The organism is Brucella tritici (assembly GCF_902825325.1).
In the GTDB taxonomy this organism is placed as follows: Bacteria; Pseudomonadota; Alphaproteobacteria; order Rhizobiales; family Rhizobiaceae; genus Brucella.
The window spans coordinates 141026-161905 of sequence record NZ_CADEAR010000005.1 but is presented as its reverse complement, the minus strand read 5'-3'; the positions used below and the strand labels follow the sequence as shown (position 1 = coordinate 161905).

Below are 20880 nucleotides of genomic sequence, written 5' to 3'. Positions count from 1 at the left end.
GCATGAGCGAACATATCCTGATCGAACGCAAAGGCGCGATCCAGATCATCCGCTTCAACCGGGCCGACAAGAAGAACGCCATCACCCGCGCCATGTATTCCACCATGGCAAAGGCGCTCGCGGACGGCGATGCCGATGACGCGGTGCGTGTGCATGTGTTTCTTGGGAGTCCGGGTGCATTCTCATCCGGCAATGACATGCAGGATTTCATGGCTGCTGCGTCGGGTGGCGATCTCGGCAACGACATTCTGGATTTTCTTGAGGCTCTTTCCAGCGCAAAGAAGCCAATCGTTTCCGGCGTCGACGGCCTTGCCATCGGCATCGGCACGACCATCCACCTGCATTGCGATCTGACATTTGCAACCTCGCGCGCATTGTTCCGCACACCGTTCGTCGATCTCGGCCTTGTGCCGGAAGCAGCTTCCAGCCTGCTGGCCCCACCGTTGATGGGGCATCAGAAAGCATTTGCCCTACTGGCGCTCGGTCATGGATTTACCGCGGAAGCCGCGCAGGAAGCCGGTATCGTCTATCAGATCGTTGCCGAGGATGCGCTTGAGACAGAAGTGATGAAGGCAGCGGAGGAAATCGCTGCCAAGCCGCCGCAGGCCATGCAGATCGCTCGCGCCCTGATGCGCATGCCGGCTGAAAAAGTTTCCGAACGTATTGCACGTGAGGCCAGACATTTTGCTGAACGGCTTACCTCGGATGAAGCTCGCGAGGCCGTCATGGCATTTCTCAGCCGAAAAAAATAAACCCGAACGTCTTCCTTTCCGGGCGCATCTTTTCCGAAAACCGGTTTCCACTTTTCGGGATGCGCCCCAAGACGTTCGGGGCTTTTTGGAGGTCAGCCAAGTTTTTTTGAAGGGATCGCCTTTTATCGGGCGAGCCTTTCTGATTCAATTACGAGCAATAATTTCCTTGCCGGAGATCACCAGACGGACGCCAAGCGTACCTGTCTTGCGGCGAGCGAGAAAACGCGGACGACGACGACGCGGCTCTTGTCCCTGACGACGAGCCTGCGGCTGGCTGGTGCGGACCGCACCTGTACTTTCGTAAAGCGGGCGGGCGACACCGTCTTCCTCAACCAGCATCATCGGCAGGTTGAAGCTCGCGGCCCAGGCGCGCCAGTCGGCGGCAACATCGGTCAGATCATGTGCGACAAGCAGGGGAACGGAAAGCTGCGGATCTTCATGCATCAGCTCCAGCGTCACCGTTATTTCGCCGAACTCATCTTCCACCGCGCGGGCGGCAACGCCGACAAATGCGTTGGCCGGAAGCGCTATGGACATCGGCAGGCCGCTTGAAGGCAGAACCTGCCGGATCACCGCGCCGCGCTCGTTGATGGTGAAGGTGACGTCGCTGCTTCCGTCGTGGCTCGCATAGCTCACAACCTGCGGAAAATGAAACGGATCGAGCCGCAATTCCCGTCCTGCCCAATCGGGCTTCAGTCCCTTGCTCATCATTTTCGACGCCTCTGTCTCTCTGTCTTTTATTTTTAGGAGCCGGTTATTCCGACTTCCCTTTGTCGAGCTTTTTGCTCTTCGTTGAGATGGAGAATAGGCGCGGTTTATTACCGATGAGCTTAATGAGTTAAGTTAACTTTTTCCTGCCTTTTCCTTTGGTTAGCAGATTGCAACCAGGTGTAAGAATTCGGAAATTCTTCTGAAGAAGTGTTTACTAAAACAAACGGGCGGTTAATACCGCCCGCCTTACTCGATTAAATAGTGATACTTTATAGAACCTTGCCGGGGTTCATGATGCCTGCCGGATCGAAAGCTGACTTGATGCGGCGCATCAGGTCAAGCGCGACATCCTGCTTGAAGAAAGCCAGTTCTTCGCGCTTGAGCTGACCAATGCCGTGTTCTGCCGAAATCGAACCCGTATAGCTCGCGACGATCGTGTGGATACGGTGGTTCAGCTCGTGCCATCGCGCAAGAAAGGCTTCCTTGTCAGCGCCTACCGGCTGCGAAACGTTGTAATGCAGGTTGCCGTCCCCGATATGGCCGAAGCAGACGATGCGCGCACCGGGGATCATTTCCAGCGTCGCGGCATTTGCTTCGTGGATGAAAGCGGGGATGGAAGCAACCGGCACGGAAATATCGTGCTTGATCGAGCCGCCCTCCGGCTTCTGTGCCCAGGACATTTCCTCACGCATTTTCCAGAAGGACTGCGCCTGCGCAACGCTTTCGCCGATGGCCGCATCCTGAATAATATCGCTCTCGAAGGCTTCGGTCAGGATCGTTTCCAGCGTCGTGCGCGCATCTTCTTCTGAGCGGGTAGAAGAAATATCGATCAGCACGTACCAGTCATGCGGGCTTTCGAGCGGATCGCGCACGCCATCGACATGGCGCACCGTAAACTCCACGCCCACGCGCGGCATCAATTCGAAGCCGGTCAGCGACGGGCCTGCATGTTCCGTTGCAAGCTGGAACAGGCGCAGCACGTCGTCTGGATTGCGCAGACCTGCATAGGCTACACCCTTGCCCTTCGGCTGCGGGAAGATTTTCAATACTGCAGCCGTGATGACACCGAGCGTGCCTTCCGAACCGACGAAAAGGTCTTTCAGGTCGTAACCGGTATTGTCCTTCTTCACATAGCGTAGATCGTTGAGAATCTCGCCCGTTGGCAGCACGACTTCGAGGCCAAGGCAAAGCTCGCGCATATTGCCATAGGCAAGCACTGCCGTACCACCAGCGTTGGAACCGAGATTACCGCCGATCTGGCACGAGCCTTCTGCACCCAGTGACAGCGGAAAAAGGCGGCCGGCTTTTTCAGCAGCTTCCTGAAGGTTCTTCAGAATGACACCCGCTTCAAGCGTTACCAGATTACCGACCGTATCGAGATTACGGATGCGGTTCATGCGACCCAGCGACAAAATGATGGCCGCGCCGCTTTCGTCGGGCTGCTGCCCGCCGACGAGGCCCGTATTGCCACCCTGCGGCACCACCGGCGTTTTCGTCTCGCTGGCAAGTTTCATGATGGCCGCGACTTCTTCTGTCGAACCCGGACGAAGAACAAGCGGCGTGCGACCATGATAGAGATCGCGCTGCTCGATGAGATAAGCGGCGAGATCTTCCGGCGCGGTGAGCGCATTCTTTTCGCCCACGATGGCGGAGAAACGTTCGATCAGAGCGGTGTCCAGCATAGTCTGTCTCTTACATAGGAGGATGTTAGCGCGGGGCCGCCGCGCGTTTCAAACGGTCGTTGATGGCCTCGCCGAGGCCCTCGAAAGGAATAGGTTCGACAGCAATGGTAGCGGTGCCTGTTGCATCGAGCCTGCGCATGAAGTCGAACAGATTGGCCGCTGCTTCGCGCAAATTACCATCAGCGCTCAGGTTCATGATCACCTTTGCCGCATCCGAACCGGCCACGCGCTGTGGGCCAAAGGCAAGCAGGGCTTCGCCCGGCTGCACCGAGCCGACATCAAGCCGCATCGCAGCATCAGGCGCATAATGCGACGCCATCATGCCCGGCGCCTGAATTGCCGACGTGTGGTCGGCGCGCACGAGCTTCTCGCCGATGACGGCCTCGATTTCTTCCGCAGCCAGTCCGCCCGGACGGAGCAGATGCACTTTATCGCCGTCAACCTTGACGATGGTGGATTCAACTCCGACGCCGCAAGGTCCGGCATCGAGGATCAGATCAAGCTTGTCGCCAAGATCATCTGCAACGGCACGAGCGCTCGTTGGGCTGATGCGGCCTGACGTGTTGGCGCTTGGCGCTGCTACCGGACTATCAAGCTCCTCGATGATATCGCGCACACGGCCAAGCGGCATGCGGATGGCAAGGGTCGAAAGCCCAGCGGTTACAAGCGGATGGATGCGACGATCTGTATCCTGCTGCGCCTTGAGTGGCAGCACGATGGTCAGCGGGCCGGGCCAGAATATTTCCGCCAGCTTGCGCGACAAAGCATCGAAAGTGACATAGCGCTCCGCCATGGCGATGCCGCTCACATGCGCAATCAGTGGATTGAACTGAGGCCGCCCCTTGGCCGCGAAAATACCCGCCACGCCCTCGCCGTTGGAAGCGTCGGCAGCAAGCCCATAAACGGTTTCGGTCGGAATGGCGACAAGACCGCCGCGCCGCAGCACTTCCACTGCGCGCTGGACTGCCTCATCATCGAATTTGACACTATCGGACACTGGTTTTCCGCCTCTCGGGCGTCCCAAGTTAAGCCCGTTCTGCCTACACAAGCTCAAGCGCCTGTGCAAGCAAGCTTGGACCATATCCGGGCACAATCGCGGCAAGCCGATCATGATTGCGCATGAAAAATTGCGTTTTGTTAGGTTTTTCAGGGCATGATGATATTATTCATGCGTGAGGTGAATAATGTTATCGCGATTTATCGCTATTTCGCTGACGGCCATCGGACTGCCCGCAATTGCTTCCGCAAACGGGGGTGAGCGCGCGCCATCGACCTATCAGGTCGGTTCCATCGATTATATCGGCTATGACAAGATCGGCGCCAACGGCCTGCCGGTCTGCGGTCCCTGCGCGCAAAAGCAGGCAGCCGAACTAGACGTCCAGCAGGCAATTGAGGCCCGCCGCAAGCGCGCCCGTGCCTATATGGCGCGTATGCAGGGTCAGCCAGTCCCGGACGATCTGCTTGAGCCAGCCGCTGCGCCAGCAGAAGACTTTGACCCCACAAAGCCGGTGCGCGTCGTTGGCGATGCCTGGGCCGGAGCATCGGACGAAATCGACCTCAGTTCGCTCGAACTCAGACCCAGTTTGAAATAAACAAAAATGGCGCCAGCTCTTCGTCCCTCATCATGAGGAGGCCCGCAGGGCCGTCTCGAAGGATCGAGAAGCCAAAATTGAAAGGCGCGACAAGCGCTGTGCGTTTTCCCTCAGCCCTTCGAGACGCCTCCCCTCGACAAGCTCGGGGAGCCTCCTCAGGATGAGGGAAAAAGGAACCGCATGCGGCTGATTATCAGCCAGCGATCTTGGAGAAATCCGCCACCTTGCCAGTTGCCGCACGAATCTGGTCGAGCAATGCCAGACGATTGGCACGGACATTCTCGTCCTCGTCGTTCACCAGCACCTTTTCGAAGAACGTATCGACCGGACCGCGCAGCTTGGCGAGCGCCAGCATCGCACCGTTGAAATCTTCACGGGCAATTGCAGCCTCGGCATCTTGCGAAGCCAGAGTTACGGCTTCAAACAATGCCTTCTCTTCCGCTTCGCGGAGAAGAGACGCGCTCACGCTTTCCGCAACCTTCGTACCCTTCTTCTCTTCAGCAGCGAGAATATTGGCGGCACGCTTGGTGCCAGCCAGAAGGTTTTTGCCGTCTTCCTCATTGATGAAGACGATCAGCGCTTCCAGACGACGCGCGACCAAAACCAGATTGTCGGCTTCCGGTGAAAGCACGGCGTCGATAGCGTCGTAGCGTGCGCCTTCTTCCTTCAAATGCACCTTGAAACGGTCATGAAGGAAGGACAGGAGATCGGCCAATACTGGCTCGGACGATGCTTCCGCCTCAGCGCGAACCTGCTTTTCATAGCTGGCCAATGCATTGTCGACATCCTGCTCGCCGTCAACATCACCGGAGTTTTCCCCGGCAAGCTTGGCTTCAAACTCGCGCAGCTTGCGCTGGACCTGACCTTCTTTCAGCGCGGCAAAGGCCGAACGGAAGAGCGGAAGCAGCGGGAACTTCCATTCCTGCGACAGCAGGAGACGGATCACGCCCAACGCTGCACGGCGCAGCGCAAACGGGTCCTTCGAGCCGGTTGGCTTTTCGTCGATCGCCCAGAAGCCGACCAGCGTGTCGAGCTTGTCGGCAAGCGCAACGGCAACCGAAACGGGGTTCTTCGGCACCACATCGGACGGACCTTGCGGCTTGTAATGTTCTTCAATTGCAGCAGCGACGGCTTCGTCTTCTCCCTGAAGCAACGCATATTTGCGGCCCATCGCACCCTGAAGCTCGGGGAACTCGCCCACAACTTCCGTGGTGAGATCAGCCTTTGCCAGAACTGCCGCGCGCGCAGCAAGCTTCGGATCGGCACCCACCAGCGGCGCAATCTGCGCAGCCAGTTCGCGAATGCGCTCAACGCGCGCACCTTGCGTGCCAAGCTTCGCATGGAAGGTCACATTCAGTGCATCCAGACGCGCCATGCGCTGATCGAGCGGCTTCTTCAGATCAAGACCGAACTTTTCCGCCGAAGCGGCCAGCTTGTCGAGGTCGGGCAGATCGTGCTGGTCGGTGTGCCAGAAATAGAGCGCATCCGACAGGCGTGCGCGCACGACCTTGCCGTTGCCATAGGCGATTTCCGTGCCGCCATCGCGGGCCGCAATGTTCGACACCAGAATAAACTTGTTGGAAAGCGCTTGCGCTTCACCCTGCTTGCGGGTGACGAAGCACTTCTGGTTGGCGCGGATGGTGAGGCGGATGACTTCCGGCGGAATGGCCAGGAATTCTTCCTCGAACTCGCCCATCAGCACAACCGGCCATTCGACCAGACCGGACACCTCTTCCAGAAGCCCATCGTCTTCGACCAGCTCAAGGCCGGAAGCGAAGGCGAGATTGTGCGCGTCTTGCGAAATGATTTCCTTGCGGCGTTCGGCGTCGAGAACCACGAAAGCCTTTTCGAGCTTTTCGACATAATCCTCGAAGCGGCGTACCTTGATTGCCTGACCGTCGCTCAGGAAACGATGGCCATAGGTGAGATTGCCCGACTTGATGCCATCGACATCGAAATCGATAACCACGGTTTCCTCGGTTTCGGGACCGAAGGTGCAGAGGATCGACTGTAGCGGACGTACCCAACGAAGCGAACCCGGCTTGGCAGAAGCCGCACCCCAGCGCATGGATTTCGGCCATGGGAAATTGCGGATCGTCTGCGGCACCAGTTCGGCGACGATCTCTTCCGCTGCGCGGCCCGGCTTCGTCAGATGGGCGACGTAGAAATCGCCCTTCTTCGGATCGGAATGCACATGGGCTTGAGCAACATCCGTCAGACCGGCCTTGCGCAGAAAGCCATGAATGGCCTGTTCCGGTGCTGTAACCGACGGACCCTTAATGTCTTCGTGCACGTCCTTGGAACGCACGGTGAGGCCGCGAATATCGAGCGTCAGACGACGCGGCGTCCAGTAGGCGGTCGCAGCTTCATAAGTAAGGCCAGCTTCCACCAGACCATCGGTAATCATCTTCTTCAGATCACCGGCAGCCTTGCGCTGCATGCGAGCTGGAATTTCCTCGGAAAAGAGTTCGAGCAACAAATCAGGCATGTTCTTTACTCGCCCTCACGCTTGAAATTGAAACCACCGGCATCCGTCAAAAGGAATGCCTCGCCGCACTGACGCGCAAGATTGCGCACGCGCAGAATATAGCTCTGACGCTCGGTAACCGAGATCACGCCGCGCGCATCCATCAGATTGAACACGTGGGATGCCTTGATGCACTGGTCATAGGCCGGGAAAACGCTCTTATGCATTTGATGATTGGCGTCAGGAGCAGGCGCGCCAGCCTTCAGAATAGCCTCGCACTCGCGCTCGGCATCGATGAAATGCTGATGCAAAGCCTCGGTATTGGCCATTTCAAAGTTGTAGCGGGAATACTCCTGCTCAGCCTGCAGGAACACCTCGCCATAGGTGACCTTCTCGTCGCCTTCGAGGCCGTTGAAGTTAAGGTCGTAGACATTGTCCACACCCTGCACATACATGGCGAGGCGTTCGAGACCATAGGTCAGTTCGCCGGAAACCGGTGAGCATTCGATGCCGCAGACCTGCTGGAAATAGGTGAACTGCGACACTTCCATGCCGTCGCACCAGCATTCCCAGCCGAGGCCCCATGCGCCGAGCGTCGGGCTTTCCCAGTCATCTTCCACAAAGCGCACGTCATGCAGGGTCGGATCGAGACCGATGGCGCGCAGCGAACCAAGATAGAGATCCTGAAGGTTCGGCGGCGATGGCTTGATGATCACCTGATACTGGTAATAGTGCTGGAGACGGTTCGGGTTTTCACCGTAACGCCCATCCTTCGGACGGCGCGAAGGCTGCACGTAAGCCGCTTTCCACGGCTTCGGCCCCAGCGAGCGCAGCGTCGTTGCCGGGTGGAACGTACCGGCACCCACTTCCATGTCATAGGGCTGCAAAATGGCGCAACCGTGCTCCGCCCAATAGTTATGGAGCGTCAGGATCAGACCCTGAAAGGAACGGGTGGGATGCATATGTGCTGGCAACGTACTGGACACGGGGTCGGGCCTTGTAATTGAAATGATGGCCCGGTCTAATTTGTCCGTAACGCAGGGTCAAGCACGGGCTGCCAGTTTCGGTGTCACACCACCTTGAAACCCGCAGCCTGAAGCTCTTATACCAAGGCGCCAAGATGCTGACGCATCACGCCTTGAAAAGTTCAACCGCCACTCAGGCTCAATCAAAAACCCATGACTATACTCATGGGTTTTTGATATTAGTCAGTTGTCGGCTTTTCTGGGGTCTTGTCGGACGGTGCATCAGGCGCATTCGACGGCGCCGGAGCTTCCGGCTTTGCCTCAGCGGGCTTTTTCTCATCAGGCTTTGCTGCATCGGCAGAAGACTGGCCCGGAATATCCGGCAAGCCCTTCTTCAGCTTTTCCTCGATCTTGACCAGATCTTCCGGCTCAGGCTTGCCAGCGATGGCATGGTTCCACTGGAAGGTGGCTTCCAGAAGGCGCCCGACACGCCAATAGGCATCGCCCATATGGTCGTTGATGGTCGGGTCTTCCGGACGAAGCTTGACCGCCTTTTCCAGTTCAACCACCGCCTCGTCATACCGGCCCAGCATGTAATAGGCCCAGCCCAGCGAGTCGACGATATAGCCGTCCTGCGGACGCAACTCGACCGCCTTCTTGATCATGCCCAGTGCTTCATCGAGATTTTCACCCCGGTCAACCCAGGAATAGCCAAGATAGTTCAGCACCTGCGGCTGGTCGGGATAAAGCTCCAGCGCCTTGCGGAAATTGGGCTCGGCCTTGTCCCATTGCTTCAGGCGTTCGTAGGCAATGCCGCGCTGGTAGAAAACCGGCCAGTCCTTGCGTTCCGGCGTCTTGATCTGCTCCACCGCAGCATCATAAATCTTCGCCGCATCGGCGAAATTCTTGTCCTGCGCATAGACACCACCGAGCGCCAGATAAGTGCGCATGTCGGTCCTGTCACGATCGAGCAGAATTTTTAGCTGCTTGACGGCTTCGGCAGACTGGCTGTTTTCCGCCAGATTGAGCGCACGCTGCATTTCAGCATCGCGGCGGTAAGGCGATTTCTCCGGCACACGGCCATAATAGTCGATGGCCTTTTCCGGCTGGCGCAATTTGGCGGAAATATCGCCCAACTGATAAAGCGTTGCGTCATTGTCCGGACGCAGCGGCAGTGACATCTGCAGGTAAAGCTTGGCAAAGGCTTCTGCGCCGCTGCGATTGATCGCCGTGCCAAGCGTATAGAGCGCTTCGGCAGTGCCTTCCTGAGCGGTTTTGATGAGGCGGCCATATTTCTCGCCCGCCTCGATCTTTTCGCGCATTTCGGTGATCGTCATGCGACCGTTCAGAAGTTCGGCTGCATCGTTCAACGTCTTGATCGCACCTTCCTTGTCTCCCTGACGAAGCTTGAAGGAGGCGTAGGCCATCACGATGCGTTCATAGGTGTCGGGGGCAGCGCTTCCGCCCGGCCGGTCATCGATAGCCTGCTGGTAGAAATCACGCGCTTCCTGCTTCTGGCCGGCAAGATCGGCTATCAGTGCGGAATTATAGGTGCGGAACAGGCCGTACCATTCCGGTCCCTGCATTTTCTGGATGTCGGCAAGCGCCTGTTTGGGATTGCCCTGCCCGACCTTTACCCATGCGCTCATGAAGCCGGTCGCGAGGCGATCCATATCGGATTGCAGCGACAGCATCAGAAGCGGCCCGACCTTGCGATATTGCTTGCGGTCGATGGCGTCGATGGCCAACGCCACACGCGAAAAACGCTCGATATCAGGGACGTTCTTCAGTTCTTCCGCCAGAGGCAGCGCATCCTTGAAGCGGCCTTCCGTCAGCAGAACCAACAGCAGATCCTGCTTGATCTGCGCATTGCCCGGATCGAACGCCATGGCCTGACGATAGAAATCGACGGCGGTAGCGAGATTATTGTCGGATTCGGCAGTACGTCCGGCAAGATAGGCTCCGGCAAACGAACCGGCGCGGACAGGAGGCGGTGTGGGATCGGTTGTCGCCTTGGCCAAAGCACCACTTGTCGGGATCGCGATCCCCGCCAGAAGCGAGAGCAGCAAACCATAAAGCGGGCGGTATTTCGATCCTTGCCGCATAAAGCCCTATCCTCTTCTCAAATCCCTGTGACAGATACCGGCAAGCAAACCCCAACTGGCTCAAAAGCCGGGCACGCTGTCTCTTTGCCGGAAAAGGCACCCCAAGCATGGCCTTTTTGGGATGGCGGGGCAAGAAAAGCATCCGTGATGGGATGCTTTTCCCGTGTATCGCTGGCCCGCAAGAAATGCTGGCCGGAGTTTGCAACTGTTGCCGGTTAGTTCACGCGGCTGATGCAGAAATCGATGACTTCGATCAGCGCGTCCTTCTGAGGCGTTGCTTTCAAAGGTGCCAGAGCATCGCGGGCAATCTCGCCAAAATGCCGCGCGCGCTGCACCGTGTCGGCAATCGCGCCGTGCTTCGTCATCAGGCCGATGGCTTTTTGAAGTGAGGCGTCATCGCTCGCACCGTCCTCGATCGCGTGCTTCCAGAAAGCGCGTTCATCGTCAGTGCCGCGACGATAGCTCAGAATCACCGGAAGCGTAATCTTGCCTTCGCGGAAATCGTCACCGGTATTCTTGCCGAGATCTGCTGCCGAGCCGCCATAATCAAGTGCGTCATCGACAAGCTGGAAGGCAAGGCCGAGATTGAGGCCGTAATCGCGCAGCGCAGCGCGGTCCGAACGCTGTGCGCCGGCAATGATCGGGCCGACTTCGCCGGCAGCCGAGAACAGCGCCGCAGTCTTGGCCTTGATGACCGCCAGATATTCATCTTCGGTGGTTTCCATGTTCTTGGCAGCGGCAAGCTGCATCACTTCGCCTTCGGCGATCACCGACGCCGAGGTGGCGAGAACATCGAGCGCGTCGAGCGAACCGACATCCACCATCATCTTGAAGGCTTGCCCCAGAAGGAAGTCGCCGACGAGAACGCTGGCCTGATTGCCCCAGATCATGCGCGCCGTGCTTTTTCCACGACGCAGATCGCTTTCATCGACCACATCGTCATGCAGCAATGTGGCCGTATGCATGAATTCCACAGCGGTCGCGAGGCGCACATGGCCGTCGCCTTCGTAGCCGAACATGCGGGCTGCCGCGAGCGTCATCATGGGACGCAGGCGCTTGCCGCCGGACGAAATCAGATGATTGGCGACTTCCGGTATCATTTCCACATCGGACCCGGCCCGGGAAAGGATCATCTCGTTCACCCGCGCCATGTCGGCCTTTGTCAGATCGACAAGCGGTTGAACCGATCCTTCCTGTTTCTTTTTACCGTCCAGATTCAGAACCACACCCAATGCCATTTCTCCTAGCTGCCCGGCCACATTATTGAAACGGGCCGGATTGCTCAAGACGCAACTGCCCCCAAAGCGCCCTCAAAGCGTTACTATTCCAACGCCTGTTCACCATTGAAGGAAGCTGTTGTCAATGCGGTGCATTCGCTACAAACTGTTCAAATGATCGAACTTATCCGTACGAATGATTCCGTTCTGCTGTCCTTTGCCGAGGCCTTGATGAAAGAGGCCGGGATCGCTTATTTCATTGCCGACACGAATATGAGCATCATCGAAGGCTCTTTGGGCGTGTTGCCGCGCCGCCTTCTGGTCAGCGAAGAACAAGTCGAAGAAGCACGGCAGATTCTGATCGATGCCGAGATTGAACACGAACTGCGCGATCAATGAATTCGGAAACAAGTTCGGAAAGCGAAGATGAAGCCGGAGAAACACTCGATGTGTTTCATCGTGGGGCATTTCATCTCGTCCAGCCCGCATTGAAAGGCCATCGTTCCGGTGTGGATGCGATGATTCTGGCAAGTGCCGTTCCAAACGGCTTTGCCGGACGCGTTGTTGATCTTGGCAGCGGCGCAGGAGCTGCCGGACTTGCAGTCGCCTCCCGATGCCCGGACACCAATATCACCCTTGTCGAGCGTTCAGCCTTCATGGCTGGCTTTGCCCGTAAAAGCATTGCGCATCCGCTGAATGCCACTCTGGCAAGCCGTATCAGCGTGATCGAAGCCGACGTCGTCCTGAGAGGCAAGGCACGCCTCGCCGCTGGCCTTGTCGATAACAGTTTCGACTTCGCTATCATGAATCCCCCCTTCAACGAAGCGCGTGATCGCAGCACACCTGATCCGTTGAAGGCGGAAGCGCATGTCATGCCCGAAGGCATGTTCGAACAATGGGTGCGCACTGCGGCCGCCATTGTGAAGCCCGGCGGCGGCATTGCCATCATTGCCCGGCCCGGCTCCATTTCTCCCATCCTCGAGGCTCTGTCGGGGCGGTTTGGCGGCCTGAAGATCATACCTGTCCAGCCGCGCCCCGATGCGGCGGCGATCCGCATCGTCGTGACAGGCACACGCGCAAGCCGCGCCGGTCTTTCGCTCATGCCAGCGCTCGTTCTCCATGGCAGTGAGGGGCATGGTTTCACCCCGCGCGCCGACGGCATCAATAACGGGCTCGACGCCCTTATTTAATATTTAGGCTGTGTCAGCACGACCAGATTGCGGTCCGGATCGCGCAATCTCAGGATCGTCGTATAGTCGGCGTTCTCGACACTTCCGGGGCGAATCCCGTCGAAGGAAAGGCGCGCATGTTCGGCCCGCACGTTGCGGACGATGAGCGTCAGCGTGCCGTGCCCGGCTTCCGTCGGGTTCTGGTAGAGCTGGAACCCCGCACTCGAACCGTGATGCCATTCAGCCAGCCCTTGCATCGGTCGCGCATCGGGGCCGCGATCAAAGATTGTGGCGAACCATTCCGTGCTGCGTTCGAGGTCGGAACAATTGAGCTGGGCAAAAATAGCTGTGAGCACCATCGCGGGTCTCCTCCCGGATCGGATAACACGGCAGCATTTCAGAAGTTCCGATGGTCCAGACCTGCTGATTTCATCATCATGCCGATTTTCGGCTTCGCCAATGCCGGTGGAAACCAAGAGCGGCGCACTGGCTAGTTCGGGCCTGTCGGCCTTGCAGCTATATTTTGCTGCGGCTGGTCACAAAGCCGAAAAACGACTGACAGAACCGACACGCCACCCGGAGAACAAAATTTCCGGGTGGTTTTCTTTGTGTTTCCCATATTGCTTCCTACATTTGCTGAAATTATTTCAGTCAGCAGGAGTTCGCCTTGCCCGGTTTATTGACGCGCCTTGTTCCGCGCCGCTTCCGCCCGGTTTCCATCGAGATACCTGTCGTGCGACTGCATGGCGCCATCATGTCCGGCGGATCTGCATTCCGTCCGATGCTTTCACTGGCGTCGGCAGCAGCAGTGCTTGAAAAAGCGTTCACCGACAAGGAAGCGCCGGCCGTTGCCATTTCGCTCAATTCGCCCGGCGGTTCGCCGGTTCAGTCCCGTCTGATCTACCGGCGTATCCGCGATCTCGCCGCCGAACATCAGAAGAAGGTCTTCATCTTCGTCGAAGATGTCGCCGCCTCGGGCGGCTATATGATTGCGCTGGCCGGTGACGAAATCATCGCCGATCCGTCATCCATCGTGGGCTCTATCGGCGTTGTGTCGGCCTCGTTCGGCTTCCCCGAACTTCTGAAGAAGATCGGCGTGGAGCGCCGCGTCTATACGGCGGGTTCCAACAAGGTGACGCTTGACCCGTTCCAGCCGGAGAAGAAGGCCGACATCGAGCGGCTGAAATCTCTGCAGCTTGAAATCCACGAAACCTTCATCGACATGGTGAAGGAGCGACGCGGAACGAAGCTTGCAGAGGACAAGGACCTGTTTACGGGGCTGTTCTGGACCGGCATCAAGGGACAACAGCTTGGCCTGATCGACGGGCTTGGCGACATGCGCAGCTTCCTGCGCAAAACCTATGGCGACAAGGTCAAGCTCAAGCTCGTGGAACAAAAGCGCGGCCTTCTGGGACGCAAGATGCCCGGCGTCGATATGGCGTTCGGTAATCTTGAACCGGCTTCCATTGCCGCGCATCTCGGCGACGGCCTGCTTTCGGTAGCCGAAGAAAAGGCGCTTTGGGGCCGTTACGGTCTTTGAAAAGACAATGCCAGCGAAAATCGGCGTCGATTTTCGCACCAATGCTTTGAATTTCTTCGTTTCACCATGATATGGTGTCAGAAAGTGGGGCGGGCCGCTTCCCGCCCCTTCATGAACATCCGGCATTTCGGCCGTTGCGATCCGGCAATCCGAACTGCAACCCTTAAGGACTTGAGGCCATGCCCCAGCTCATTTTTCTGCTGCTGATCATCGCCGCCGCCTGGTACGGCTACCGCTCGTTCAAGCGTGAAGCCTCGCGCGTGTCCCAGCGTGTGCGTCAGGCAGAGAAGGAAGCGCAGAACCGGGCGCATGGCACGTTGGTGCAGGACCCCAAAACCGGCGAATATTACGTCAAGAAGGACTGACCTTTCCATCAGAAGCAGTTGCCGAAGAAGCGGCGCGGTGGCTTGCCGCAGCCGAACCGCCATGGTTTCTTTAGAGCGGTTCCTATTTTAACAGAATCGTCGGAACCGCTCTAACTATTTGTTTCATCGCATTTTCCTGTGCAAAACCGTTTCACACTTTTGCTGGAAATGCTCTATTCCCGGTCCATAACCAGAAATGACCATTTCCCCGAAAACCGAAAAAACCGCCAATGCCGGATTTCCCGGTGCCGTGACGCGACTGGCCCCGGCCAAGATCAATCTCGCGCTGCATGTGACGGGGCGTCGTGACGATGGCTACCATCTGCTCGATATGCTGGTCGTCTTTGCACGTTTTGGCGACATCGTTCGTGTTGAACTTGCTGAAAAGGACAGCTTTACCGTCAGCGGGCCTTTTGCAAAGGGCATACCGCTCGATGGCGGCAATCTGGTTCTCAAGGCTCGCGATACCTTGCGCGAGTATGCGCAAAGGGCAGTGCCGCCCGTCGCCATTCATCTGGAGAAGAACCTTCCGATTGCGTCGGGCATTGGCGGCGGATCGAGCGATGCCGCAGCAACGCTGCTCGCACTTGATGCGTTGTGGGGCCTTGATCTCGGTTCCGAACAGCTCGCCACGATGGGGCTTGCTCTTGGTGCCGACCTGCCCATGTGCCTGCATGGCGCATCAAAGGGTACACCATTGGCTGCACGCGGCATCGGTGAGGACTTGACTCCTATTGCCGGATTTCCGGCCTTGCCCATGCTGCTCGTCAATGACGGAACGGCCGTTGCAACGCCCGATGTTTTTCGCGCACTCGACAAACGCGATCATCCGGCGCTGAACCTTGCTTCCCATGCCGATATCGCACCCCTTTGCGCCTATCTGCAAACAACCCGCAACGATCTTCTCGCCCCGGCGTTGAAACTTGCCCCCCGGATCGCTGACAAGCTTGAGATGCTTCGCGCAAGCGGAGCGCTCTACGCACAGATGTCAGGTTCCGGTGCCACTTGCTATGCAGTCTTTGAAAACATGGCAGCCGCCGAACAGGCAGAGGCGCGTCTTTCAGCAGAAAGACCGGATTGGTTCGTAATCGCGACCCAAAGCGTCCCTTCTCGAAAATAGTTTCTGAACGGATACCCCTCCGAAAGCCCGCAAATCGCCCTATTGTTCACTCACATTGGACAATATATTGGGACAGACTGTTCGCGCTTTTTGAACAAAAGGCCTCATACAACAGTTTCGTGAAGACTGATATACAACACAACTTATTGATTATATTTATTTATTTCTGATAGATTATCTACATTCTAAAAAATTGGCTGCACGAATGTGTGATTAAGAAAACATTTTCGTGACTGGAACTTTTACCCACTGTCACCCATTTGAGGTGCATCGGAACGACGAACAAAACGCCGCTCCACTTTCCAAGGAGATAGGAAAATGAAAAAGATTGTTCTTGCTGCTGCCGCCCTCGCTCTTAGCGCCGGCGCTGCCTTTGCTGAAAACCCACGCGTTGGCGAACCTGCCGATCTTTATGCAAACGACCGCACCCCGGTTGCTTCCCAGAAGGTCGACTACACTGCTCCCGCTTCGATCAGCCAGTCCTCGTTCCAGGACGGTTCGGCTCATCGCTTCGGTGACGCATCGCCTTCGAGCTACCAGAACTAAGCTTTCTTTAAAGACTTAGAATACAGGGCGTCGTCAAAAGCCTCCCAGCCGATGACGCCCCGATGAATTTCCAAGCTGGATATTCCTCCCAATCATTCAGCTTCCCCCAGTTATCTCCCCGATGGATGGCATGGTGCCACCCGGGAGCCCCGGAAAGGCTTCTATGCCATCCGAAGGAGCGATCATAAGGATTAAAAAAATGAAGAAGTTTGCTCTTGCTGCCGTTGCCGTTGCTCTTAGCGCCGGTGCTGCTTTCGCCGAAAACCCACATGTCGGCGAACCTGCCGATCTTTATGCAAACGATCGTACGCCAGTTGCAACGCAGAGCCAGAAGCTTGATTATACTGCTCCTGCCTCGATCAAGGCTCCGGTCTATCAGGATGGTTCGGCTCACCGCTTCGGCGATGCTTCGCCTTCCTCTTATCAGAACTAATCCAGTCGGCATGTCTGACGAAAAAGGCGAAGCTTTCAGCTTCGCCTTTTTGTTTTGTTCAGTCGTCTTCGGGCGGCAAAATAAGATGCTTGAGACGAGTTGGTCGCAAGCGCTGTGGAAGCTGATCCAATGCCACGCCGTCGAGCAGCAGCGGCCTTAGAATGTCCAACCGAACCAGAAGCCCGGCATCCAGTGTCGCCTTGTGTCCGAAGATTTTACGCACGGCACCAAAGCCGCCGTCTTCCGGCAGTGAAAAGCGCGCGGCACTGCCATCATTCTCGATGTGGCGGCGGAGAATTTCCTCCCAGCCGTCCTGCGGTATAGCTCCAGGATTCAAAAGTAGGACCCACGGCGTGCGGATTTCATCCAGCGCTGTCTCAATATCCATTTCGGCGTAAAAGGAGCAGCCCGCGCCCAGCGCAACGAGAGCGGTTTCATCCGACGATCCTCTGTCGATAACCGTGACACGGCGCAGCAAACCCTCCACGACAGCCGGTACCAATGCCGAAAGCGTGTGGGCCAGCGCTCGTTCTGAATTCAGAGTTTCGATGACGACGGACAACATGCGCGCTTCATATATCAAGAACGCATGAACGGAAAGCTGTCACGCATATGTTCTTGATTTGTTCTTATTCTTGCGATAGGAATAGATTCATCAGAACAGAGTCGCATGGCAGCACGGCACACGCAACAGAACGGTTTTTAGAGCGCATCCCGAAAAGTGTGAAACGGTTTTCGGAAAAGATGCGCGTAAAAACAAATGATTAGAGCGCCGATCTGATTCAATCAGATCGAAACGCGCTCTAAGCTGTTCTCCGGTTTGTTTTCGTCGTGATTGCACAACGCCCGATGTTTCCATTCAGGGAGACGAAGATGGAAGTGATCCAGCAGGCAGATATCATCAAGCAGGCCGACAGGGCTGCCTTCGGTAGCGGACGCGCGGATCACGCCAATGCGATGATCGGCGAGGCTGGCCTGCGCATCGATCACGCTCGCAGGCGCGGGCGCGGCGCAGGCATCAATCCGACCGGACGCTTTGAGCCGACGACGCGGCATGATTTCGATGACGGCTGGACCACGCTTGAGGAACTGCCGCCGTTCAAGACAGACGTGCAGATCGAAAAGCCGCGCACGATCATCACACGCAATGATTCACCCGACATCAATTTCGATCGCTCGATCAATCCCTATCGCGGTTGCGAGCATGGCTGCATCTATTGCTTTGCCCGTCCGACCCATAGTTACATGGGACTTTCTGCCGGCCTCGATTTCGAATCCCGTCTGTTCGCGAAGCCGGATGCCGCGCGCCTTCTGGAGCGCGAACTGGCCAAGGCCAATTATCAGCCGAAAACCATCGCCATTGGCACCAACACTGATCCCTATCAGCCGGTCGAGAAGAAATGGCGCATCATGCGCGAAATTCTCGAAGTGCTGGAGGCCGCCAATCATCCGGTCGGCATCGTGACGAAGTCTGCCCTGGTCGTGCGCGACATTGATATTCTGAGCCGCATGGCCGAGAAAGGACTGGCCAAGGTTGCCTTGTCGGTCACGACGCTCGATGCTCACCTGTCCCGCACGATGGAACCGCGCGCTTCTACGCCGACACTGCGGCTTCAGGCCATCCGCAAGCTGGCCGATGCGGGCATCCCTGCTTCCGTCATGATGGGACCGGTCATTCCGGGGATCAACGATCACGAGATCGAGCGCATTCTGGATGCCGCCTATGCACAAGGCGCGCGCGAAGCGGGTTATGTTTTGCTGCGCCTGCCGCTCGAAGTAGCGCCTTTGTTCAAGGACTGGCTGCTGCGCAATTATCCGGATCGTTATCGTCATGTCATGTCGCTGGTGCGCTCCATGCGTGACGGCAAGGATTATGATGCTGAATGGGGCAAGCGCATGCGCGGCACAGGCCCCTATGCATGGCAGATCGGTCGCCGTTTCGAGATTACCGCACGCAAGCTCGGCTTCAATGCGCGACGGTTGCAGTTGCGCACCGACCTGTTCGAACCGGTCGAAAAGGGAGGCAAGCAGCTTTCGCTGTTTTAGGAAAGACGCGCAGCGAAAGGTAAGCCTAACCTTGGGCTGGGGCCGGTTTTCAAACTGCATACCCTATCAGTCGTCAATTCAATTTCCGTCTGACTTGTCCTTCAGACGGAGGGGCTGCCTGCTTTCACGCCACCGTCCTCGAGCAGGGCCCTTGCGGAGAATCGGAAGCAATGCGAGCATTGCCGCCAAATGAAACGCTCGGCTTCTGATTCTCCGCTCCTCTTTGATATCCCACTTGCGCCTGACTTTTCCGAAGAGAAAAGGCTGCTTTCGCGTGGACTGAAACACATCGTCGGCATCGATGAGGCCGGACGCGGACCTTTGGCCGGTCCGGTGGTTGCCGCTGCGGTTATTCTTGATATCGATGACCTTCCGGATGGTCTGGACGATTCCAAGCGTCTCACGGCTGCAAAGCGTGAAGCGCTTTACGAAACCATCCTGGCGAAGGCCGTCACCGTTTCGGTGGCAAGCCTCAGCGCGCGCAGTATCGATGCAAGCGATATCAGGAAGGCCGCGCTTGAAGCCATGCGTCGCGCTTCTGTTGGCCTGACCTTGCAGCCATGCCACGCGCTGATCGACGGACGTGATGTTCCGCCGAGGCTTCCCTGCCCAGGTTCGGCGCTGGTCAAGGGCGATCAGCGCTCCGTCTCCATCGCCGCCGCCTCCATCGTCGCCAAGGTAACACGCGACCGGATGATGATCCGTGCCGGTGCCGTTCATCCGCCCTACGGGTTGGAGATTCACGCAGGTTATGCAACCGTGAAGCATCGCACCGCCATCGAAACGGCTGGTCCCGTTCCCGGCATCCACCGCTACACTTTCGCGCCCATCAAAGGCCGCTATAGCGCTTAAACAGTGGCCAACTTGGCCGCGAAGCCGAAAAGCAGGGCTGCAAAACCCCAGCGCTGGACCGTTTGTATAGCAGGATAACGTTTGAACAGGTTGCCAAGCGACGAGCCTGTAAAGGCATAGATCGTGTCGAACGACAGCCCCACCATAGTCATGACAGCCCCCAGAAGTGCAAACTGGAGCGTAATACTGCCATTTTCAGGATGAACGAACTGCGGCAGCAGAACCGAACAGAAAAGCAGCGCTTTCGGGTTGAGCAAATTGGTGAGAAGACCTTTCCGGGCCGACGCCATATAGGATCGTCGCTCCCGCGCACCGCCGACCGTATCCACTGTCGGCAACGGATGGCGCAGGATGCCAATGGCAAGCCAGACCAGATAAAAGGCACTTATGATCCGAACGAACTGAAACGCGACTGGAAATGCATGTAAAAGCGCAGCGAGACCAAGTGCGGCAAGTGCCACATGGCAGGCACGCGCGATTGCAAGCCCTGCTGCCGCTGCAAGCGCATGTGTCCTGCCCTGTGCTGCACCTGTCTGGAGGAGCAGAAGCATATCCGGTCCCGGAATAAGAAATGCAGCAGCCAATGCGCCTGCATATAACCACATCTCGCCCATCGATATCGTCCACCAGAGCATTTCCAGCAAAAGTGCGCAGCAGTTTTGCGTAGGATAATGCGAACAAAGAAAGTAACAGCCTGTCCGTTATCCGAAGCAGCGGCGTGTCGAAACTATGCGGAGATCCATGCGCATGTCCTTGCGATTTGTGGCGCAATGTTTCTGGCTTGTGGTATATTCCACCAATATAGTAACTCTGATTGTCGGATCATGCCAAAATTGAAACTGGACGCTATCGACCGCAAGATACTGACCGCACTTCAGGAAGATGCGCGGCTCTCCAATGTACAACTGGCAGAGAAAGTCGGCCTGTCGCCCTCTCCATGCCTGCGGCGCGTCAAGATGCTCGAAAAGGCAGGCGCTATTCAAGGTTACCATGCAGCACTGGATCGCAATGAGGTCGGGCTTGGATTGACCGTTTTCGTCGGCATCCGGGTGGAGCGCCATCACGAAGAAACTGCGACTGCGTTTCGCACCTCCGTGCAGAATCTGCCGGAGGTCTTTTCATGCCATCTCGTGTCGGGAGAATCCGATTTTCTGTTGCAGGTGGTGGTCGCTGATCTCGCGGCCTATGAACGCTTTCTATCCGGCACGCTGTTGCGGCTTCCCGGCGTGATCGACATTCGGAGCAATTTCGCCATCCAGACGGTCAAATCGCAAGGAGAGCTGCCGCTTGCGCATCTGGCAGACCTCAAGGACTGACC

At 57.2% G+C, this 20880-nt stretch carries 22 protein-coding genes; 12 read left to right on the top strand and 10 right to left on the bottom strand.

Features of this window, described 5'->3' with window-relative positions; all coding sequences use genetic code 11:
* Positions 1-2: 2 nt before the first annotated feature.
* A complete protein-coding gene (locus HWX93_RS09130) occupies positions 3-752 on the top strand; it encodes a crotonase/enoyl-CoA hydratase family protein (protein ID WP_176037185.1) in 750 nt (249 codons plus the stop codon).
* A gap of 144 nt (positions 753-896) precedes the next feature.
* Here HWX93_RS09130 and HWX93_RS09125 read toward each other — a convergent pair whose 3' ends face one another.
* The 3 genes from HWX93_RS09125 to HWX93_RS09115 form a co-directional block, all read right to left on the bottom strand.
* Positions 897-1463, bottom strand: coding sequence for a DUF6101 family protein (locus tag HWX93_RS09125; RefSeq protein ID WP_176037184.1), 567 nt, complete (start codon positions 1461-1463; stop codon positions 897-899).
* Positions 1464-1732: 269 nt separating this feature from the next.
* Positions 1733-3145 (bottom strand): FAD-binding oxidoreductase, encoded by a 1413-nt coding sequence (locus tag HWX93_RS09120; RefSeq protein WP_176037183.1) that lies wholly within the window; start codon positions 3143-3145, stop codon positions 1733-1735.
* A gap of 25 nt (positions 3146-3170) precedes the next feature.
* Positions 3171-4142 carry an L-threonylcarbamoyladenylate synthase gene (locus HWX93_RS09115; protein ID WP_176037182.1) on the bottom strand — a complete coding sequence of 324 codons (972 nt, stop codon included), beginning with the start codon at positions 4140-4142 and terminating at the stop codon, positions 3171-3173.
* Positions 4143-4329: 187 nt separating this feature from the next.
* Between HWX93_RS09115 and HWX93_RS09110 the strand changes: the two genes are divergently transcribed.
* Positions 4330-4737 (top strand): hypothetical protein, encoded by a 408-nt coding sequence (locus HWX93_RS09110; RefSeq protein ID WP_109986132.1) that lies wholly within the window; start codon positions 4330-4332, stop codon positions 4735-4737.
* 193 nt (positions 4738-4930) lie between these two features.
* On the opposite strand, the gene glyS is transcribed toward HWX93_RS09110, so the two are convergent.
* From glyS to HWX93_RS09090, 4 genes are all read right to left on the bottom strand, one after another.
* Complete coding sequence (gene glyS / locus HWX93_RS09105; RefSeq protein WP_176037181.1) at positions 4931-7225, bottom strand: glycine--tRNA ligase subunit beta; 2295 nt, start codon at positions 7223-7225, stop codon at positions 4931-4933.
* 5 nt (positions 7226-7230) lie between these two features.
* Positions 7231-8166 (bottom strand): glycine--tRNA ligase subunit alpha, encoded by a 936-nt coding sequence (locus HWX93_RS09100; protein ID WP_176037289.1) that lies wholly within the window; start codon positions 8164-8166, stop codon positions 7231-7233.
* A 242-nt stretch (positions 8167-8408) separates the two neighbouring features.
* The gene (locus HWX93_RS09095; protein ID WP_176037180.1) at positions 8409-10274 is read right to left on the bottom strand and encodes a tetratricopeptide repeat protein; all 1866 of its coding nucleotides are present in this window, start codon (positions 10272-10274) and stop codon (positions 8409-8411) included.
* Positions 10275-10489: 215 nt separating this feature from the next.
* A complete protein-coding gene (locus tag HWX93_RS09090) occupies positions 10490-11506 on the bottom strand; it encodes a polyprenyl synthetase family protein (RefSeq protein ID WP_109986273.1) in 1017 nt (338 codons plus the stop codon).
* Between the two features lie 159 nt (positions 11507-11665).
* Here HWX93_RS09090 and HWX93_RS09085 point away from each other — a divergent pair, with 159 nt between their 5' ends.
* Positions 11666-11890, top strand: coding sequence for a DUF2007 domain-containing protein (locus HWX93_RS09085; protein ID WP_109986274.1), 225 nt, complete (start codon positions 11666-11668; stop codon positions 11888-11890).
* Complete coding sequence (locus HWX93_RS09080) at positions 11887-12681, top strand: tRNA1(Val) (adenine(37)-N6)-methyltransferase (protein ID WP_176037179.1); 795 nt, start codon at positions 11887-11889, stop codon at positions 12679-12681. Before HWX93_RS09085 ends, HWX93_RS09080 begins: the two co-directional genes overlap by 4 nt.
* Here HWX93_RS09080 and HWX93_RS09075 read toward each other — a convergent pair.
* The gene (locus HWX93_RS09075) at positions 12678-13019 is read right to left on the bottom strand and encodes a VOC family protein (protein ID WP_176037178.1); all 342 of its coding nucleotides are present in this window, start codon (positions 13017-13019) and stop codon (positions 12678-12680) included. The two genes, HWX93_RS09080 and HWX93_RS09075, sit on opposite strands and share 4 nt — an antisense overlap.
* Before the next feature lie 308 nt (positions 13020-13327).
* Between HWX93_RS09075 and HWX93_RS09070 the strand changes: the two genes are divergently transcribed.
* The 5 genes from HWX93_RS09070 to HWX93_RS09050 all read left to right on the top strand — a co-directional run bounded on the left by HWX93_RS09070 (position 13328) and on the right by HWX93_RS09050 (position 16664).
* Complete coding sequence (locus HWX93_RS09070) at positions 13328-14200, top strand: S49 family peptidase (RefSeq protein WP_176037177.1); 873 nt, start codon at positions 13328-13330, stop codon at positions 14198-14200.
* A 179-nt stretch (positions 14201-14379) separates the two neighbouring features.
* The gene (locus tag HWX93_RS09065) at positions 14380-14565 is read left to right on the top strand and encodes a membrane protein (RefSeq protein ID WP_006466164.1); all 186 of its coding nucleotides are present in this window, start codon (positions 14380-14382) and stop codon (positions 14563-14565) included.
* 196 nt (positions 14566-14761) lie between these two features.
* Positions 14762-15685: a 4-(cytidine 5'-diphospho)-2-C-methyl-D-erythritol kinase gene (locus HWX93_RS09060; protein ID WP_176037176.1), complete on the top strand. Its 924-nt coding sequence runs from the start codon at positions 14762-14764 to the stop codon at positions 15683-15685.
* Between the two features lie 318 nt (positions 15686-16003).
* Positions 16004-16231: a hypothetical protein gene (locus HWX93_RS09055; protein ID WP_012090790.1), complete on the top strand. Its 228-nt coding sequence runs from the start codon at positions 16004-16006 to the stop codon at positions 16229-16231.
* Between the two features lie 199 nt (positions 16232-16430).
* Positions 16431-16664, top strand: a complete 234-nt coding sequence (locus tag HWX93_RS09050; RefSeq protein WP_010658330.1) for a hypothetical protein — start codon at positions 16431-16433, stop codon at positions 16662-16664.
* 58 nt (positions 16665-16722) lie between these two features.
* Here the strand turns inward: HWX93_RS09050 and HWX93_RS09045 are convergent, their stop codons facing one another.
* Entirely contained in the window at positions 16723-17229 is a 507-nt protein-coding gene (locus HWX93_RS09045) for a glycosyl transferase (protein ID WP_109986125.1), read from the bottom strand.
* 308 nt (positions 17230-17537) lie between these two features.
* Between HWX93_RS09045 and HWX93_RS09040 the strand changes: the two genes are divergently transcribed.
* Positions 17538-18710 carry a PA0069 family radical SAM protein gene (locus tag HWX93_RS09040; RefSeq protein ID WP_176037175.1) on the top strand — a complete coding sequence of 391 codons (1173 nt, stop codon included), beginning with the start codon at positions 17538-17540 and terminating at the stop codon, positions 18708-18710.
* Between the two features lie 189 nt (positions 18711-18899).
* The gene (locus tag HWX93_RS09035) at positions 18900-19562 is read left to right on the top strand and encodes a ribonuclease HII (RefSeq protein WP_176037174.1); all 663 of its coding nucleotides are present in this window, start codon (positions 18900-18902) and stop codon (positions 19560-19562) included.
* Here the strand turns inward: HWX93_RS09035 and HWX93_RS09030 are convergent.
* Positions 19559-20176 (bottom strand): LysE family translocator, encoded by a 618-nt coding sequence (locus HWX93_RS09030; RefSeq protein WP_176037173.1) that lies wholly within the window; start codon positions 20174-20176, stop codon positions 19559-19561. The genes HWX93_RS09035 and HWX93_RS09030 overlap by 4 nt on opposite strands.
* A gap of 210 nt (positions 20177-20386) precedes the next feature.
* Here HWX93_RS09030 and HWX93_RS09025 point away from each other — a divergent pair, with 210 nt between their 5' ends.
* The gene (locus HWX93_RS09025; RefSeq protein ID WP_176037172.1) at positions 20387-20878 is read left to right on the top strand and encodes an Lrp/AsnC family transcriptional regulator; all 492 of its coding nucleotides are present in this window, start codon (positions 20387-20389) and stop codon (positions 20876-20878) included.
* The last annotated feature ends 2 nt before the right edge of the window (positions 20879-20880 follow it).